Source organism: Promicromonospora sp. NPDC023805, assembly GCF_040639635.1.
Classification (GTDB): domain Bacteria; phylum Actinomycetota; class Actinomycetes; order Actinomycetales; family Cellulomonadaceae; genus Promicromonospora.
Genome location: NZ_JBFAAH010000023.1, coordinates 25,042 through 41,882, shown reverse-complemented (window position 1 = coordinate 41,882; position 16,841 = coordinate 25,042). Strand labels below are relative to the sequence as shown.

Here is a 16,841-nt window from a genome sequence, read left to right as displayed (position 1 = left end):
GTGTCCAGGGGTCAGGACACACCGTCGCCAAGGGGGCGGGAGGTCTCCCAGACGCGTTCGAAGCTGGTCGCGTACATGTCGAACATGTCGTGAGCGGGGTCGCGTCGTAAGTGCAGGATCGGCGCGAGGTAACCGTAGGCGCCATAGACGTGCTGGTTGACGAGCATCTCGTCGTCGAACCGGAAGATCGAGTTGTACAGCGTCGTCCGGTGCTGGTGGAACTCGACACCTGGCACACCCAGCAACGGGCGGTAGTACGCCATCGCCATGCTGATCCGTGCAGGCAGCGCGTCGCCCAGCCTTTCTTCAGCGCCCCGCAGGGCGGCTTCAGGGCTGTCGGGATCTCCGAGCACGATCCGGACGCGCACGCCAGCCTGGGCCTTTCGCCGTAACAACGCGATCGCTCCCGGGTTCTCCTCGGGCAGGAACTGGCTCGCATACGCCAGCAACCCGATCTGCGTGCTCGCTGACCGCAGAAGGTCCAACCAGAGCGGCTTCGGGACCATCGCGCGGTGCGGGTATAGGGCGACGACCTCGGCATGCACCCGGGCGGCCGTCTCGTTCGCGTCAGGCCACAGCACTCCGGGCGCGACGCCTAGCGCTTCAGCGACGTCGAGCGCCGTCGGACGGTGCGGAACACGGCCCTCATGAAGCCACCGCTGGACCGACTTGTGATCGACACCGACGAGAGCAGCCAGGTCCGCCGCGTGCATCCCCCGCTGCTCCATCACCCGCCTCAACTCGTTGTTCATCGCCCGCCCCGTTCCCGTCCCTCGGCCCCCAGGGACGTTACCGGAGCTGCGAGCCACCGCTGGCGGAGGACAGCCCGTGTCGGGTCACGTTCGACACCTCACCCGCGGCTTCGAGTGTGTCCGGGAGGCCGGCTACGAACCGTCGACTACAGAAAACCGCACCGCCCCCAGCACAGCACCGACCACAGCCACCGCGTCGGTTAGGTCAGGCAGGACCGTCGATGCGCCCGCCGCGGTCAGCGCAGCGGCCTCGACACCACCCGTCAGCACCGCGACGACCTGAGCCCCACCACGCATCCCAGCGTGAACGTCGTTGAGCGTGTCACCGATCAGCACCGTGTTGGACGCATCGAAGACGACGTCATGCTTGGCAGCTGCGCACGCCTGGGCGATAGCAACCAGGTCTGGACGCCGCGGAGCGTCGAACCCGAATCCTCCGCAATCCCAGTCCAGCCATGTATCAAGGCCGAACGTCCCCAACTTCACGATCGCGTTCGCACGAAGGTTGCCGGTCAACACCGACTGCACGATTCCGGGAACCCGCGCGAGGGCATCAAGCGCACCACGGGCACCAGACAGAGCACGGCCGCGATCCGCCAGTTGCCTGCGCAGCCCGATCAGGGACCTGGCCATCGCGTCCTGCTTGACTACATCGGAGAACGACGCCGGGTCCACCCCGTGATCGGCAAGCAGGTCATCGAGTATCTCCGGATCGGTCCGCCCGCCCGTGCGCGCGAAATGCTCGGCAGGACGACCGGTCAGGATCTCGAACGCACCTGCATACGTCTTCTTGCTCACCCCGCCGTTCTCGATCAGCGTGTGGTCCACGTCCCAGAGCACAAGCACGTCCATATCGAGACCGTACTGGCGAGCGCGATCGGCAACGCGCGGCGTCCGCGGCCGCCGGCGTGCCTGACACGCTGAGCGAGCGCCTTGGCCCGATCATCTGGCCCGACGGGCCAAAAACTCGCCCCGCGCTCCGGGAGAAGCCGCCGATCAGTCCCAGACGCGCTCCGCGCTCAGTTCCTCCGCACGTGCCGGGTCGCGCAGCGCGGCCTCCAGGAGGAGCGGGTCCGCGCCCGTGAGCTCCGCCAGTGCCCGGGCCAGGCCCTCGGGTGATGCGGCATGCGCGACGCCGGGCCCGCCCGCGTCAGCCGACGTCCCCGACACCCACCACGCGACGCGCTTTCCCTCGACGGTCAGCACGTCGTGGCGCCGCCAGGTCGACGGCGCATCCGGCGCAAGCGCCCGGACCCGCGGGTCGAGCTCGACGGGCTCCCCCGGTTCGTCGGGGGCGAGGGCGGCATCGCCCTCGAACGGGAGGTCCAGCAGCTCGGCGAGCGCCTCGGCGACGTCGGCCGGGGCGGGGACCACCGGACCGAGCTGGGCCCAGCGCGCCGAGGCGGCGACCGCGAGGTCGTCGACGCTCTCCACGCTCACGCCGGCGGGCCCCAGCGCGGGCAGTCGTGCCGGGGTGATCGACGGCGCGTCGGCGGCGCGGGCGAGCGCGGCCAGGCCGGCCCAGACGGCGCGCGCGACGTCGGCGGATACGGTCTGGCGTTCGTCCGCCTGCGACACCGGCAACCGCTCCAGGACGGCCGGCCAGTCGTGTCCGGGCAGGTCAGCCAGGTTGTGGAGCCCGCCGAGCGCGGCCAGGACGGCGTCGTCGAGCCCGGCGGTCGCGGGCGGAGCAGGCGGCAGCAGGGGCGTGTCACCGAGCGCGAACGGCGCGCCGACTCGACGTCGCAGGAACCACGCCGTGTACGACACGGCCTGCCGGCCTGGTGCATCCGCGGAACGCACAGGGGTCAGGAGCGCGCGGCGCAGGCCGGGGTCGGCAGACACCTTGCCGAGCGCCGCGGCGAGCGGGCCAGGTCCGGCGTCCGCCGCGTCACGCAGCGCGTCCAGGTCCGAGACCGCCTCGACGACCCCGATCCACGCGCCCGGACCGAGCTCGTCCGCGAGGTGCTCGAGGTACTCGTCCCAGTCGGAGAGCCACCCGGCTGGGTCGTCGGGCCCGTAGTCGGCGTCGGCACCGTCGGCGGTCACGACGTCGGCGACCCGGTAAACGACCAGCTCGGCGCGGGCGCCGGCGGCGGCTAGGGCAGCCGGCCCCCAGCGTTCGACGACGTCGTCCCGCACCAGGGCGAGATCGACGTGCCCGGCCGCCCACGTACCGGGCAGAGCCGCCTCGCGCAGCGGCACGACGTCGCCGTCCGCCACCACCGGCAGCTCGCCCAGCCAGAACGGGAGGTCGGCCGAACCGGTCCCGGCCGCTAGCCGGACCAGCTCGAGCACCGCCGCTACCACCTCGGCGGACGTCGGGTCGTCGAGCGCACCCGGGTCCCGCACGTCCGGATCCGGCACGGCGTCGGACGGCGCCGACAGGACGGCCCCGAGACGCTCGGCGTCGCCGTCGTCCAGCACGTCCTCCGCGGCGGCGAGCGCCGTCGACCGGACCGCCGGGTCCGCGAGCAGCCCGTGCGGGGTGGTGGATGCGGCGCCGGCCCGTTCGAGCAGCGGGTGTGCCACGTCCGGATGCACCACGCGGACGCCGAGCGCACGGGCGATCCCGGCGAGGTGCGGCGCGTCGAGCAGCACGGTGCCACGGGCGCCGCGGGTCACGCGGCCGTCGGCGAGCGGGAGCGGCGCCCCGGCGACCGCCTCGAGCACCGTGGGCTCGCCGGCGTGCGGGGCGATGGCGTCGAGGGCCGCGCGGATCACGCCGGGTTCGGGCGGCAGCGCCTCGACCACGTCGGCGAGGTCGACGGACTCGGCGCCCAGCGAGCGGGCGAGCGCCTGGTACCGCACCGGCACGGTCACCAGGGCCGCGGAGCTACCGGCGGCGAGCGCGGAGGCGAGGGCCGGGTCCTCGCCGAGCGGTCCGGCGAGGAAGGCCGCACCCCGCGGTGCGATGCGCAGTGCCGCACCGGGCACGCCGTCTGCGCCTGCCGCCTCGGTGCGTTCGGACACCTCGGCAAACGTGCTCAGCCGGAGGAGCGGGGTGTCGCGCAGGGCCGCGTCGGCCGACGCGCGGATCGCTGCGTCGACGTCGCCGGCTGGCAGCCCGGTCGGCACGAGGCCGAGGACCTCGCGCTCGGCACCGAGCTCACCCAGGAACGTGGCGTAGGCGCGGCCTGCCTCGGCGGCCACCCGGTCCGACGTCGGGCCGGGGAGCACCCCGCGCCGTCCCGGGTCGACGGGGAACGACGCGATGAGCAGGGCCGGAAAAGTGAGCCGGACGTCGGTGGGGGTCGGCGCGTGCAGCGCCGCGCTCTCTGCCGCGCGTCCGCCACTGACCGGCAGCGCCCAGAGCACCGACCAGTCAGGACGGCGCGCCTCGGACGGCAGGCTGTCGTCGGGCCCGAGCGCGCCGGACGCGCGGTGCACGCGCCACCGCGAACCGACGTCGCGCAGCACGCGCCGGCTCGGCGACGGCGTCACGCTGTGCGGTTCAGAACCCGACTGACCTGCGGAGTCGTCCTCGATGACCACTTCGTCGAGCGCGGGAAGGGCGAGCAGGAGCGCGTCGTCGAGCGCTACGAGCTGAGCGCGGACGGCGGCCACGGCGTCGGCGTCGCGCAGCACGAGCTCGACCACGGTGTCCGGCTCGTCCGGCGTCGTCCCGGGTGCGGGGAACGGGAGTCGCAGCACGGGCAGCGCGTCGCCGCGGGACCGAGCTTCGCCCCTGAGCCGTCCCTCGTGGGCGTCCGGGGCATGGGCGTCCGGCAACGGGCCGACCTCGAGGCCCAGCTCCGCGCGCGTCCCCGCGAGCGAGAAGCGCACGCCGCCGGTCCGCGACCGGACGACCACGTCGTCCGACACCGCTCGGACGGCGGCGAACCCGACGCCGAACCGCCCGACGGCACGCATCGCCTCGCCGGAGCCCTCTTCGGCATCGGATCCGGCATCGGCGTCGGCGCCGGCCGAGACCTTCGCGGAGGCCCGCAGGGACGCGAGCGACGCGACGCCGGCGGCGTCGAGGGGCGCACCGGTGTTGGCGGCGACGAGGCGCCAGCCCGCGCCGACGTCCAGCTCCAGCCGGAACGTCAGCCGGCCGGGGATCCCGGCGCGGGCGGCGGCGTCGGCGGCGTTCTGCGCGAGCTCGACCACCACCCGGTCGCGGTAGTAGCCGCGGGCGTGGTCCTCCTCGGAGTTCGCGTCCTCGCGGAAGCGCGTGGGCGACGCACGCCATGCCTCGGTCACCGCGCGCCGGAGCGCACCGGTGCCGAAGGGGTCGCGCGTCACGCGGAGGATTCGTCCTCGGCGACGGTGGTCTCGACAGGCTCGACCCGCGAAGCAGGCTGGACCTGCGAGACAGCCTCGACCTCGTGCTCGTCGATCAGCGGCGCGGGCGCGGGCCAGTCGGTCGGGTGCTCCTCGACGTCGGTCTCCGAGTGCGCGCCGCAGCCGTGGTCGAGCGAGACGACCTTGCCGTCGTCGGGCGACCACTCGTTGGCGCACACCCCGAAGAGCTGCCCCATCGAGCCGGACAGGGGGATGAGGAACGCGCAGGACATGCACTCGGCAGCCGCCGCGACGGCACCCGCGGTGGTGGGGCCGCGCGTGCCGCGGTACCAGCGCTCGGCGGCCTCGGCCCGGCCCTGCGGGGACAGCACCCGGGTGCGGGCGAGCGCCAGCTCGTCGATCGCCACCTCGTCCACCTCGGGGTCACCCGTCGAGGTGTACCCGGGCTCGAGCCGCGGGTCGTCGGCGCGGAACGGCAGCACGTCCCCCGGGCCGACGTCGCCCGGGCGCAGCCGCTCGGACCACGGCAGCCAGGCCGGGGCGAGGATTGCCTCGTCGCCGGGCAGCAGCTCGACCTCGCTGATCGTGGCGGCCCGGCCGCGCGGCACGCGCGTCACGGTGACCGTCCAGTGCCAGCCGCGGTACCCCCGCATGGTCGCGTTGAAGCGGTGGGAGACCACCCGCTCGTCCTCGAAGAAGGTGCCGAGGTGCTCCCCGACGTCCTCCGGTCGCTCGGCGACTTCCTGTGCGGCGGCGCGCGCGAGCTCTGCGGCACCGTTCAGCACGGCGTCTCGGCTCGAGCGTGCGGCGATCCGCCTGGTGAGTGTTCGTATGGCGGGCGCGATGGTCGTGACCATGTTCCTCGGGACCTCGTGTGGTTTCAGGCGTCGAAGTCGTCTGCGACCTTGCGCAGCATCTTGGCGAGCAGCTCCGGGTTCTTCGGATAACGCCCCTTGCGCAGATCATTCGCCACGCGGTCCAGCATCTGCGTGAGATCGCCGACGAGCACAGCCATGTCGTCAGGGTCCTTCCGCTTCGCCTTTGCGACCGACGGCGCGGAGTCCAGCACCTTGACTGCGAGCGCCTGGGGACCGCGGCGGCCGTCGGCCACCCCGAAGTCCACCCGTGCGCCCGGCTTGGGGACGACGCCGTCGGGCAGCGCGGAGGCGTGCAGGAATACCTCGCCTCCGTCCTCGTTGGCGATGAAACCGAAGCCTTTGTCGGTGTCGAACCACTTGACCTTGCCGGTGGGCACTGCGACCTTCTTCTGTGCTTGTCGGAACTGCTCAGTGACTGCTCGGGCAACTGCTGGGAACTGCTCGGGGATCTGCCCGGACCGGCCCTGGCTGCTGCGAGCTGAGCGCGCCACCTGGACCGGAAGTACCAGGTTACCGGGCGGAACCGTGCCGCGTCGCATGCATTGAGCACTCTTCGCCCGCGCGACCTGCCCGGGGCCTGCTCCGGGAGGGGCGTTTGCCGGGTTTCAGGTCTGGAAGCCCAGGTCCGCTGCGAGGCGTAGCGCCACCTCGTCCAGCCATACCTCGGGGTCCGCGACCGAGCCCACCTGGTGCCCGAACAGCTCGAACGAGATCACGCCGAACAGCTCGGTCCATGCCATGAGGGCGCGCCGGACGGTCTCCGACAGCTCGTCGCCGGCCGGGCCGGCGCTCTCGATGAGCCCGTGCTGCGTGACGAAGGCGAGTGCCGGCGCGACGGTCCCCGGGTCCGCGGCAGCGCCCGGGGCGGCGGCCGGCACCACCGGCGGGCGCGCCCCGGCCGCGTAGCCGTCCCCCACTATGCGGATGAGCACGCGGACCACCCGTGTCGCCGGGTCGACGGTGTCCCGCGGGGCGGCGTAACCGGGCACCGGCGTGCCGTAGAGCAGCCCGAACTCCCCTGGGTGCGTGACGCACCAGGTCCGGACGGCGCGGAAGGTCGCGAGCCAGCGCGCGGTGACGTCCGAACGGTCGGCGACGCCGGCGTCCGCGGCCTCTGCGGCGGTGCCGAGCTCGTCGTACGCCTCGATGAGCAGGGCGGTGAGCAGCGCGTCGCGGCTCGGGAAGTAGCGGTAGACGGCCGAGGAGACCATCTCCACGTCGCGGGCGACGGCGCGCAGCGACAACCCGGCGGCGCCGTCGGTGGTCAGCCGCTCGCGGGCGGAGTCGAGGATCTCGCGGGTGATCGTCTCGCGGGCGAGGGCACGTGCGGTTCGGGCCGGGCTCATGGGCTCCAGGGTGCCACCGATGGATCACCGCACACAAACGCGAGCACTGCTCTTGCCAAGGCGCACCCGCTCGTGCCACGCTTGCGGCATCGAACGAGAGCACCGCTCTCGGAATGGAGCAATGATCATGACTGACCGCCACCTCATCGTCGGAGCCGGCCCCATCGGCACTCACGTCGCCGCCCTGCTGGCCGAGCGCGGCTCCCGCGTCACCGTCGCGAGCCGTTCGGGCCGCAGCACCGGGATCGCCGGCGTCGAGCACCTCGCCCTGGACGCCTCGGACGCCGACGCGCTGTCCCGTGCCGCCGACGGCACCGGCTACCTCTACAACTGCGCCAACCCCGGCGACTACACACAGTGGGAGCGCGTCTGGCCCGCGCTCGCCGCCTCGCTCCTGTCGGCCGCCGAGCGTTCCGGCGCCGTCCACGCGATCACGGGCACGCTCTACCCGTACGGCCCCGTCGACGTCCCGCTCTCCGAGGACCTGCCCGACGCCGCGACCGACCACAAGGGCCGCCTCCGCGCCCGGATGTGGGCCGACGCCAGGGCCGCGCACGACGCCGGGCGGCTGCGCGCCGTCGAGATCCGCGGCTCCGACTACATGGGGCGCGGCGTCGGCGGCAACGGCCACATCTCGCGTGTGGTTCCCGGTGCGCTGCAGGGCAAGCGCGTCATGATGATGGGCCGCACCGACCTGCCCCACAGCTTCACCGACGTCGCGGACGCGGCCCGCACCCTGGTCGCCGCCGCCGCGGACCAGGGCGCGCACGGCAGGGTCTGGCACGTCCCGAGCAACGCGCCACGGACCCAGGCGCAGGCCCTCACCGACGTCCTGGCCAGCGTCGGCAAGACGCCGGTGAAGGTCTCCTCCCTGCGTGGCGCCGCCCTGGGCGCCACCGCCCTGGTCTCCCCGTTCATGCGGGAGATGCGCGAGATCATCTACCAGTGGGAGCGCCCGTACGTCCTGGACGACACTGCCGCCCGCGCCCGCTTCGGCATCACTCCGACGCCGTGGGAGGAGGTCTGCCGCCGCACGGCGCAGGCCTGAGGCAGCCCCGGGAGTGGACCGGCCGAACTTCGGCCCCGGAAACCCGCGTAGCATCGTCAGGATGGCCTCCTCGCTCCCCGCAGCGCCGGCGGCGGCCACGCGGCACTTCGCCGACGACCTCCGGCAGCGCTCGGACACCGCGCTCGCCGCGCTCCTGCGCGCCCGTCCTGATCTAGCCGCGCCCTCTCCCTCGACGCTCCGCTCGCTCGCGGCCCGCGCCTCCAGCCGCACCTCTCTCGAACGCGCCCTCGCACGCTCCGACGCCCTGATCCTGCAGGTGCTGGAGGCGGTGCTCGCCCTGGAGCCCGTCTTCCGCCTGCCGTCCGGACCCCCGGAGGAGAGCTCCGGCGAGTCGCCCCTGGCCGGGCCGCTCAGCACCGAGGTCGTCACCTGGGCGCTCGGCGGGTCGGCGGAGGACGGACCACGTGTCGACGCCGCCGTCCGCCGCGCCGTCGAGCAGGCACTGCTCTGGGACGCGGGCGGCGAGTACGGCACCACGCTCGACCTGCGCACGGTGCCGGGCCTCGACGAGCTGCTCGGCCCGAACCCCGCGGGGCTGGGGCCGCACCTCGACCCCGTCCCGGCCGGGCTGACCGCGGCGGTGGGCAACGCCCTCGGGTCGGCCACCGGCAGGACCGAGACCGCGGCGGCGCTGGGCGCGCTCCTCACCGAAGCGCCGCCCGGTGCCCGCGCGATCCTCGACGCGCTCGCCTGGGGTCCCCCGGTCGGCGTCGTGCCGCCTGCGGGCACCCGGCCGCGGGACGCCGTGAACTGGCTGGTCACCGAGCATCTGCTGGTCCGGTCGGACGCCAGGCACGTCGTGCTGCCGCGCCTGGTCGGGCTGGCGCTCCGCGACGGGCACACCCATCGCGAGCCGCGCACCCTGCCGCCCGAGCCGCAGGGCCGGGCGGTACCGACCGCCACCGCCGACGCCGAGGCGGCGAGCGCGGCGCTCGAGCTCGTCCGGCGTGTCCGGCTGCTCCGGCAGTCGTGGGACGAGAGCCCGCCGTCGGTCCTCCGTGCGGGCGGCCTGGGCGTGCGCGACCTGCGCAAGGTCGCCGCCCAGCTGGAGACGGACGAGCCGGCCACAGCCTTCGTGGTCGAGGTCGCCGTGCTGGCCGGCCTCGTCCGCGACGACGGCGAAGCGCCGCCGTCGTACGTGCCGACCGTCACCGACTGGGACGACCTGGACGACGCCGCCCGCTGGGCGCGGCTCGTCGAGGCCTGGCTGGCCTCCCGCCGGGCACCGTGGCTCGTGGGTTCCCGCGACGACAAGGGGGCGCTCCGGGCGCCGCTGTCACCGGACCTGCAGCGGCCGTGGGTGCCCCGGCTGCGCAACGGCGTGCTGGGCGTGCTCGCGGCCGAGCCGGCCGACGGCACCGTTCTTGCGCCCACACCCGAGGACGTGGTCGAGGTGCTGACCTGGCACACGCCGCGCTCCGTGCCGCCCGCGACCGCCGTCGAGGGTCTGCTGACCGAGGCCGAGTGGCTGGGCGTGACGGGGGCCGGCGCGCTCTCGACGCCGGGCCGGGCGCTGCTCACGTCGGAAGACGGGTCGGGGAACGGTCCCGCTGAGGCGCTGCGCGCCGTCCTGCCCCACGAGGTGGACGAGATCCTGCTCCAGGGCGACCTGACGGGGATAGTCCCCGGCCGCCCGTCGCGCGGGCTCGCGCGGCTGCTGGAGCGGTCGACGGACATCGAGTCGCGGGGCGCCGCGACCACCGTGCGGTTCAGCCCGGCGTCCGTCACGCGGGCGCTCGACCAGGGCGAGACCGCTGACGGCATGCTCGACGAGCTCGCCCACCGGTCCCCGGTGCCGGTCCCGCAGCCCCTGGAGTACCTGGTCCGGGACACCGCGCGGCGGCACGGCGCGGTGCGGGTGGGTACCGCGTCGTCCTACCTGCGGGCCGCCGACGCGACGGTGCTCGCCGGCCTCGAGCACGACCCGACGCTCGTGGGCCTCGGCCTGGTGCGGCTCGCGCCGACCGTGCTCGCGGCGTCCGTCCCCGCGTCGGCCCTGCACGAGGCGCTGCGCAAGCGCGGCCTGGTCTCGGCCCTCGAAGGGCCGGACGGGCGCGTGCTCGTCGCCCGCCGGGGCGTGACGGGCCGGGCGATGCCCGCTCCCCGCTCGGCGGCAGCCATCCGGATGGGCGCCGGCACGACCGCCGAGGTCGTCGAGCGCTCCCCCGACCCGGAGGCGCTGGTCGCCGACCTGCGCGCCGTGGAGGACGCGGCGCGCGCAGGCGCCCGGGCCCGGGCCGACGCCGCGGAGGTCGCGCGGTCGGTCTCGACGTCCGGCGGCGGCATCCCGCTGCGCGGGTACCGCGTCGTCAGCGCTGTGCCACCTCGGCCGGAGCCGTCGGCGGACCGGCCGCGGCCGGGCGCGCTGGAGCCGCTCGCGGCGGCCGACGCACCGTCCCTGGACCGCCCGGTGACGTCCGCGGCGGACGCCCTGGGCGAGGACCCGGGAACACAGCACCCCGCTGACGGGTTGGCACTGCTACGCGACGCGCTCCGCGACGGCACCACGGTGATCGTCGAGGTGGCCGGTCACACCGGCCGGCTGGAGCGCCGCGAGCTGAAGCCCCTGAACCTCGACGGCGGGCGGCTCCGTGCTCTCGACCCGGATCGAGAGGCCGAGCTGACGATCGCCGTCCACCGCATCGCGTCGGTCCTGCCGACGTCATCCACGCCGTAGGCAGCAGTCCGCCGTCGGCCGCAGAACCGCTGTAGCAGCAGTAGGCGCAGTAGGCGCAGTAGCAGGACCAGAGCAGAACTGAGGGAGACCCCCATGCCCGACGGCCCGTTGATCGTGCAGAGCGACAAGACGCTCCTGCTGGAGGTCGACCACCCGGACGCCGAGAGGGCGCGGCGCTCGATCGCGCCGTTCGCCGAGCTGGAGCGCGCGCCCGAGCACGTGCACACCTACCGCCTGACGGCGCTGGGCCTGTGGAACGCGCGCGCGGCCGGCCACGACGCGGAGCAGGTGGTGAGCACGCTCCTCGAGTTCAGCCGCTACCCGGTGCCGCACGCGCTGCTGGTCGACGTCGCCGAGACGATGGCCCGCTACGGGCGTCTCGTGCTGGCGCAGGACCCGGCGCACGGCCTGGTGCTGCGCACCACCGACCGGGCGGTCCTCGCGGAGGTCCTGAAGTCACGGCGCACCGCGGGCCTGGTCGGCGAGCGGCTGGACGACTCCACGGTCCTGGTGCACCCCTCCGAGCGCGGCCACCTCAAGCAGGTGCTGCTCAAGCTCGGCTGGCCGGCCGAGGACCTCGCGGGCTACGTCGACGGCGAGAAGCACCCGATCGAGCTCAGCCCGGTCACCAAGCCGCGGACCGAGCACGAGAAGGCCAAGCCGTGGGAGATGCGGCCCTACCAGGCGCAGGCCGTCGACGGGTTCTGGCACGGCGGTTCGGGCGTCGTGGTGCTGCCCTGCGGCGCCGGCAAGACGATCGTCGGCGCGGGCGCCATGGCGAAGTCGGGGACGACGACGCTCATCCTGGTGACCAACACAGTGAGCGCGCGCCAGTGGCGCGACGAGCTGGTGCGGCGCACGACGCTGACCGAGGACGAGATCGGCGAGTACTCCGGCGCCCGCAAGGAGATCAAGCCGGTCACCATCGCCACCTACCAGGTGCTGACCACCAAGCGGAAGGGCGTCTACACGCACCTCGAGCTGCTCGACGCCCGCGACTGGGGCCTGGTCCTGTACGACGAGGTCCACCTGCTCCCGGCCCCGGTCTTCCGGATGACGGCGGACCTGCAGGCCCGACGCCGCCTCGGCCTGACCGCCACCCTGGTGCGCGAGGACGGCCGCGAGGACGAGGTGTTCAGCCTGATCGGGCCCAAGCGGTTCGACGCGCCGTGGAAGGACATCGAGGCGCAGGGCTACATCGCGCCCGCCGACTGCGTGGAGGTGCGGCTCACGCTCCCGGAGAGCGAGCGCATGACGTACGCGACGGCCGAGATGGAGGACAAGTACCGGCTCGCCGCGTCGGCGTCGGGCAAGAAGAAGGTGGTAGAGCAGCTGGTGGCGCGCCACCCCGACGACCAGGTGCTCGTCATCGGGCAGTACATCGACCAGCTCGAGGAGCTGGCCGAGCACCTCGACGCGCCGATCATCACCGGGGCGACCACCAACAAGGAGCGGCAGCGGCTCTTCGGGGCGTTCCGCGAGGGTGAGATCTCGCGCCTCGTCGTGAGCAAGGTCGCCAACTACTCGGTGGACCTGCCGGAGGCCTCCGTTGCGATCCAGGTGTCGGGTTCCTTCGGGTCGCGGCAGGAGGAGGCGCAGCGTCTCGGGCGCATCATGCGGCCCAAGGCGGACGGCCGCACGGCGCACTTCTACGCGGTGGTCGCGCGGGACACCGTCGACCAGGACTTTGCCGCACACCGGCAGCGGTTCCTGGCCGAGCAGGGTTACGCCTACCGCATAGTCGACGCCGAGGACCTGGACGAGTCACCGGCGGACTCCGCGGCTTCCTGAGGATCCGGGCGGGGGTCGAGCCCACTGCTGAGCAGGCCCTCGGCCACGCTGTGAAAATGCGCTTCACGCTGGGCGTTTACCTGGGGATTCGTTGCAGATCTGCAACGTCACGCTCTCCGATTGCGTGGTCTTGAACCCGGGGTGACTATCAGGACGTGATCGAGTCCTCAGCTAGGCACGAGCATCAGCACGAACCCAGTACCCGGGCATCCGGGGGCTGGGCGATCGTGGCCTTCGCAGGCCTTGTCGGTGTCGTGCTGGCGGCTACCTCCCAGGCCGCCAACGCCACGGTCACCATGCCGTCCGAGCCGATGCCTTCCGTCTCGCCGCGGCTGTCCGCGGCGACCCAGGCGCAGCTGATGTCGGACGTGCTGCCGGCGTCGCCGCCGATCACCCTCACCGACCAGGTGACGGACGGCGCCGGCGCGCTCAGCGACGCCGAGCGCCAGGACGTCGACTCCGCGCTCGACCGGCTCGCCGACGAGTCGGACCTGCGCATGTTCGTCGTGTACATCGAGAGCTTCGACGGCACGGAGCCCGTGGACTGGGCCAACGCGAGCGCCAACCAGTCGGGCCTCGGCCCGGACGACCTCCTGCTGGCCGTCGCCACCGTCGACCACGAGTTCGGGCTGTCCGCCGACACCAACGTCCCCCTCACCACGGCGCAGCTCCGCTCCATCGACAGAACGGTGGCATCAGCGGTCGAGGACGAGCGCTGGGCGCCCGCCGCGACGGACGCCGCCGACACCGTCCGGCGCGCCGCCACTTCCGCGACCAGCCCGCTCCTCGTCGCAGGTGTCGCAGTGGCCGGGGTGCTCGTGCTCGCCGCCCTGGGGTACGTCCTGTGGCGCTTCGCCCTCCCCCGGGTCCTGCCCCGCCTGGCCCGGCTCACCGACCGCTCCGCGACGGCCCGCGGCCCGGTCCCGGACGAGCTCGCCGACCTGCCCGTCCCCGAGCTCGACGAGCGCGCGTCAGGCTCCCTGGTCCGCATCGACGACGCGCTCAAGACGTGCGAGCAGGAGCTCGGCTTCGCCCGCGCGGAGCTGGGCGCCGACGCGACGAGGGACTTCGAGCTGATCCTGGCGCGCGCCGCCGCCGACGTCCGGCAGGCCTTCGCGATCCGGCAGGAGCTGGACGTCGCCGCACTGGATGTCGCCGCGCAAGCGGAAGACGCGCAGGCCGACGGCGCCGCGCGGGCCGGCCATCGCGCGGCAGAGGAGCACCTCCCGGTGCTCGGGGACGCCGAGCGGCGCGCGCGCCTGACCCGGGTCATCGCGCTGTGCGAGAGCGCAGCGGACACGCTCGACGCCCGCACCCGTGCGTTCGACGACCTGCGCCGCCTGCAGCAGCGCGCGCCAGAGCTGCTGGCCGACGTCGTCGCCAGGGAGCCGGAGGTCAGCGACCGGGTGGCCGCGACGCACGCGGCCCTCGAGCGGCTCGCCGGGCGGTATCCGGCGGAAGCGCTGGCGATGGTCTCGGGCAACCCCGAGCAGGCCGAGCTGCTGCTGGTCAACGCCAAGGCGGCGGTGTCCGCCGGGCGTTCCGCCCTGGAGGCCGGGCAGAAGGCGGTAGCCGTCGCGCACGCGAGGGGCGCGCAGAACGCGCTCGGCCAGGCGGTCATGCTGCTCGACGCCGTCGACGGCACCGCCGCGCACCTCGACCGGGCAGCAGGGCGGCTCGACAAGTCGATAGCGTCGCTGACGCAGGACGTGGTCGCCGCCCGGTCCGTCGAGGGCGACTTCCGGGTGACCCTCGCGCGCACCGCCGCGCAGGCCTCGCTCAAGCACGTCGAGGTCACGCGGGAGGGCGGTGACCCGCTCGCCGGGCTGCAGCGCATCGCGGCCGCGGAGGCCGCGCTCGACGCCGCGCTCGCCGGGACCCGGGACTTCACGGAGGTCGCGGCCCGGGCGTCCGCGCTGCTGCGGGACACCCTCGGCCGGGTCGACGAGCAGCTCCGGCAGACCGCCGACTTCGTCGCGACGCGCCGCGGCGCCGTCGGCTCGCCCGCACGGACGCGGCTCGCGGAGGCGGCAAGACTGGCCGACGCCGCCCGCTCGCTCCAGCCGGCCGACCCCGCAGCGGCCCTCGGGGAGGCCCAGCGGGCGAGCAAGCTCGTGCAGGAGGCCGCGCGGCTCGCCCGCGAGGACGCGGACGCCATGGTGATCGCGGCCGCTGCCAAGGCGGAGCCCGACGCGGACGGCTCGGACGAGAACGGCCCCATCACCGGCGGCATGATGCTCGGCGGCATCCTGCTCGACCCGAGGGTCGTACGTTCCCGCAGGCACGCAGCTACCGCACGGATCGGTGGCGGGTTCGGCGGCGGCGGGTTCGGCGGCGGACGTCCCGGCACGCTCCGGAGGCTCGGCACGGTCCGTGCCTGGTGGCCGACGCCCGCGAGATAACGCGTCGCACGTCACATCCGGGTGGGTGCCTCGAGCAAGGAGATCGGGAGTAATTTGACCTGCCGGTCTCCTGGACCCGGGCGATCGGCTGATCCCCACGAGAGGTAGCCACATGAAGAAGCTCGCCCTGCCCGCCCTCCTGCTCGTCGCCCCGCTGCTCGCATCCTGCGCGGCGGGCGGCTCGCCCGGTGAGGCCGCGTCGTCCGCCCCGCCGCCCGCCGAGCACGCCGCCGGCGAGGTGCACTGGTCGTACGACGGCGAGGAGGGCCCGGACGAGTGGGGCCACCTGGCCAAGGACTTCGCGGAGTGCGAGGCCGGCGACGCGCAGTCGCCCATCGACCTGCCCGACCACGCCGAGACGAAGCTGACGGCGCACCCGAAGATCTCGTCGTCACCCACCGTCGGGGAGTCGGTCGACACCGGCCACACGATCCAGCTCGTACCCGACGGAGACGCGTCCGAGGTCGAGTGGAAGGACAACGAGTTCGACCTGGCCCAGGTGCACTTCCACATGCCGTCGGAGCACACGGTCGAGGGCAAGGCGCTGGACGCCGAGTTCCACTTCGTCCACACGACCGAGGACGGACAGGCACTCGTCCTCGGCGTCCTCGCCCAGGAGGGTGACGAGAACGAGGCCTGGCAGCCGTTCATCGACGGCGCGGCCGAGCCGGGCTCCGACGAGCTGCCGATCGACGTCGCCGCGATGCTGCCGGCGGACCCGACCTTCGAGGAGTACGCGGGCAGCCTGACGACGCCACCGTGCACCGAGGGCGTCGACTGGGTCGTCTACCACGAACCCATCGAGCTGTCGGCGGAGCAGATAGCGGTCCTCAAGAACGCCTACGACAACAACGCCCGCCCGGTCCAGCCGCAGGGCGACCGCGAGGCCTACGAGGGCACGGTCACGATCTCGAACGACTGACACCCCGTTGAGTGCTGGATATTCGCCCTTCCAGCGCGCCTGGAAGGGCAAATATCCAGCACTCAACGAGTCGGACGGGCGGCTCGCTACAGGTAGCGGAGCGGGTCGAACTCTTCGATCGGGATGATCCGGACGCGCGGCAGCATCGTCGTGAAGGCGTCGGCGTCGGCCTCCAGGTCGTACATGACCAGGCCGCGCTGCTCCAGCTCCGTGAACCGGGCGTTGACGAACTCCCGGAAGCCGAGCAGGCCCACGCGCCGGTCGTCGTCGTCGAGCAGCGCCTCGATCTGCGGCAGGAAGTCGCCGTCGTGGCTCGCGAGCAGCACGTCGCCGGGACGGTCCATCAGCGCGTCGAGCGTGCGCTGGATACCGACGTCGACCACCTTCTCCGAACCCTGCGCCGCAAGCGGGATGGGCTTGTAGCCCATTGCGAGCAGCGCCTGCACGAACGGCATGGGCATCTGGCCGGACGTCGCGTTCAGGAAGAAGAGCGGCACGACCTCCTGGGACCACACCTTCTCCGCGAACGCGGAGATGCGGTCCCAGCGGGGACGCTCCTCGGGTGCGGGACGGCGGTTCAGCACGTTCATGCCGAGCGTGGCGTCGATGTTCTCACCGTCGACGATGAGATACGTGCGCCGGGGCGTCTGCCCTGGAACCTGCGGGAACGGTGCTGACATGCCCCCCAGCCTAGCCGCGTGGCAGGTGCCGGGCCGGACGGATTCCGCCACGAGAGGACCTGGCGATTTCCCGGGC

General features: G+C 73.6%; 12 protein-coding genes. 5 read left to right on the top strand and 7 right to left on the bottom strand.

Translation table 11 applies throughout. From position 1 onward, the window contains the following. Nucleotides 1-11: 11 nt before the first annotated feature. From AB0F70_RS20585 to AB0F70_RS20560, 6 genes are all read right to left on the bottom strand, one after another. Nucleotides 12-752, bottom strand: coding sequence for a helix-turn-helix transcriptional regulator (locus AB0F70_RS20585; RefSeq protein ID WP_357452475.1), 741 nt, complete (start codon nucleotides 750-752; stop codon nucleotides 12-14). 132 nt (nucleotides 753-884) lie between these two features. Next, nucleotides 885-1,604: a haloacid dehalogenase-like hydrolase gene (locus AB0F70_RS20580; RefSeq protein WP_357452472.1), complete on the bottom strand. Its 720-nt coding sequence runs from the start codon at nucleotides 1,602-1,604 to the stop codon at nucleotides 885-887. 144 nt (nucleotides 1,605-1,748) lie between these two features. Continuing rightward, complete coding sequence (locus AB0F70_RS20575; RefSeq protein ID WP_357452468.1) at nucleotides 1,749-5,000, bottom strand: ATP-binding protein; 3,252 nt, start codon at nucleotides 4,998-5,000, stop codon at nucleotides 1,749-1,751. Then, a complete protein-coding gene (locus tag AB0F70_RS20570; RefSeq protein ID WP_357452465.1) occupies nucleotides 4,997-5,857 on the bottom strand; it encodes a DUF3027 domain-containing protein in 861 nt (286 codons plus the stop codon). Before AB0F70_RS20570 ends, AB0F70_RS20575 begins: the two co-directional genes overlap by 4 nt. 23 nt (nucleotides 5,858-5,880) lie before the next feature. Then, complete coding sequence (locus AB0F70_RS20565) at nucleotides 5,881-6,255, bottom strand: cold shock domain-containing protein (protein ID WP_357452462.1); 375 nt, start codon at nucleotides 6,253-6,255, stop codon at nucleotides 5,881-5,883. 228 nt (nucleotides 6,256-6,483) lie between these two features. Next, entirely contained in the window at nucleotides 6,484-7,224 is a 741-nt protein-coding gene (locus AB0F70_RS20560) for a TetR/AcrR family transcriptional regulator (RefSeq protein WP_357452459.1), read from the bottom strand. 127 nt (nucleotides 7,225-7,351) lie between these two features. Here AB0F70_RS20560 and AB0F70_RS20555 point away from each other — a divergent pair, with 127 nt between their 5' ends. The 5 genes from AB0F70_RS20555 to AB0F70_RS20535 all read left to right on the top strand — a co-directional run bounded on the left by AB0F70_RS20555 (nucleotide 7,352) and on the right by AB0F70_RS20535 (nucleotide 16,085). Next, entirely contained in the window at nucleotides 7,352-8,272 is a 921-nt protein-coding gene (locus tag AB0F70_RS20555; protein WP_357452456.1) for an NAD-dependent epimerase/dehydratase family protein, read from the top strand. A 61-nt stretch (nucleotides 8,273-8,333) separates the two neighbouring features. Next, entirely contained in the window at nucleotides 8,334-10,970 is a 2,637-nt protein-coding gene (locus AB0F70_RS20550) for a helicase-associated domain-containing protein (protein ID WP_357452453.1), read from the top strand. Between the two features lie 93 nt (nucleotides 10,971-11,063). Then, a complete protein-coding gene (locus tag AB0F70_RS20545) occupies nucleotides 11,064-12,761 on the top strand; it encodes a DNA repair helicase XPB (protein ID WP_357452450.1) in 1,698 nt (565 codons plus the stop codon). 155 nt (nucleotides 12,762-12,916) lie between these two features. Further along, a complete protein-coding gene (locus AB0F70_RS20540; RefSeq protein WP_357452447.1) occupies nucleotides 12,917-15,163 on the top strand; it encodes a TPM domain-containing protein in 2,247 nt (748 codons plus the stop codon). Between the two features lie 112 nt (nucleotides 15,164-15,275). After that, nucleotides 15,276-16,085 (top strand): carbonic anhydrase family protein, encoded by an 810-nt coding sequence (locus AB0F70_RS20535; protein ID WP_357452444.1) that lies wholly within the window; start codon nucleotides 15,276-15,278, stop codon nucleotides 16,083-16,085. Nucleotides 16,086-16,171: 86 nt separating this feature from the next. On the opposite strand, the gene AB0F70_RS20530 is transcribed toward AB0F70_RS20535, so the two are convergent. Next, nucleotides 16,172-16,765, bottom strand: a complete 594-nt coding sequence (locus tag AB0F70_RS20530) for an NYN domain-containing protein (protein WP_357452441.1) — start codon at nucleotides 16,763-16,765, stop codon at nucleotides 16,172-16,174. Between the last annotated feature and the right edge of the window lie 76 nt (nucleotides 16,766-16,841).

Excerpts from the sequence above, each read along its gene's own strand:
- AB0F70_RS20585 (WP_357452475.1), bottom strand. The coding sequence starts at position 752 with ATGAACAACGAGTTGAGGCGGGTGATGGAGCAGCGGGGGATGCACGCG.
- AB0F70_RS20580 (WP_357452472.1), bottom strand. The coding sequence starts at position 1,604 with ATGGACGTGCTTGTGCTCTGGGACGTGGACCACACGCTGATCGAGAAC.
- AB0F70_RS20570 (WP_357452465.1), bottom strand. The coding sequence starts at position 5,857 with ATGGTCACGACCATCGCGCCCGCCATACGAACACTCACCAGGCGGATC.
- AB0F70_RS20560 (WP_357452459.1), bottom strand. The coding sequence starts at position 7,224 with ATGAGCCCGGCCCGAACCGCACGTGCCCTCGCCCGCGAGACGATCACC.
- AB0F70_RS20555 (WP_357452456.1), top strand. The coding sequence starts at position 7,352 with ATGACTGACCGCCACCTCATCGTCGGAGCCGGCCCCATCGGCACTCAC.
- AB0F70_RS20550 (WP_357452453.1), top strand. The coding sequence starts at position 8,334 with ATGGCCTCCTCGCTCCCCGCAGCGCCGGCGGCGGCCACGCGGCACTTC.
- AB0F70_RS20545 (WP_357452450.1), top strand. The coding sequence starts at position 11,064 with ATGCCCGACGGCCCGTTGATCGTGCAGAGCGACAAGACGCTCCTGCTG.
- AB0F70_RS20535 (WP_357452444.1), top strand. The coding sequence starts at position 15,276 with ATGAAGAAGCTCGCCCTGCCCGCCCTCCTGCTCGTCGCCCCGCTGCTC.
- AB0F70_RS20530 (WP_357452441.1), bottom strand. The coding sequence starts at position 16,765 with ATGTCAGCACCGTTCCCGCAGGTTCCAGGGCAGACGCCCCGGCGCACG.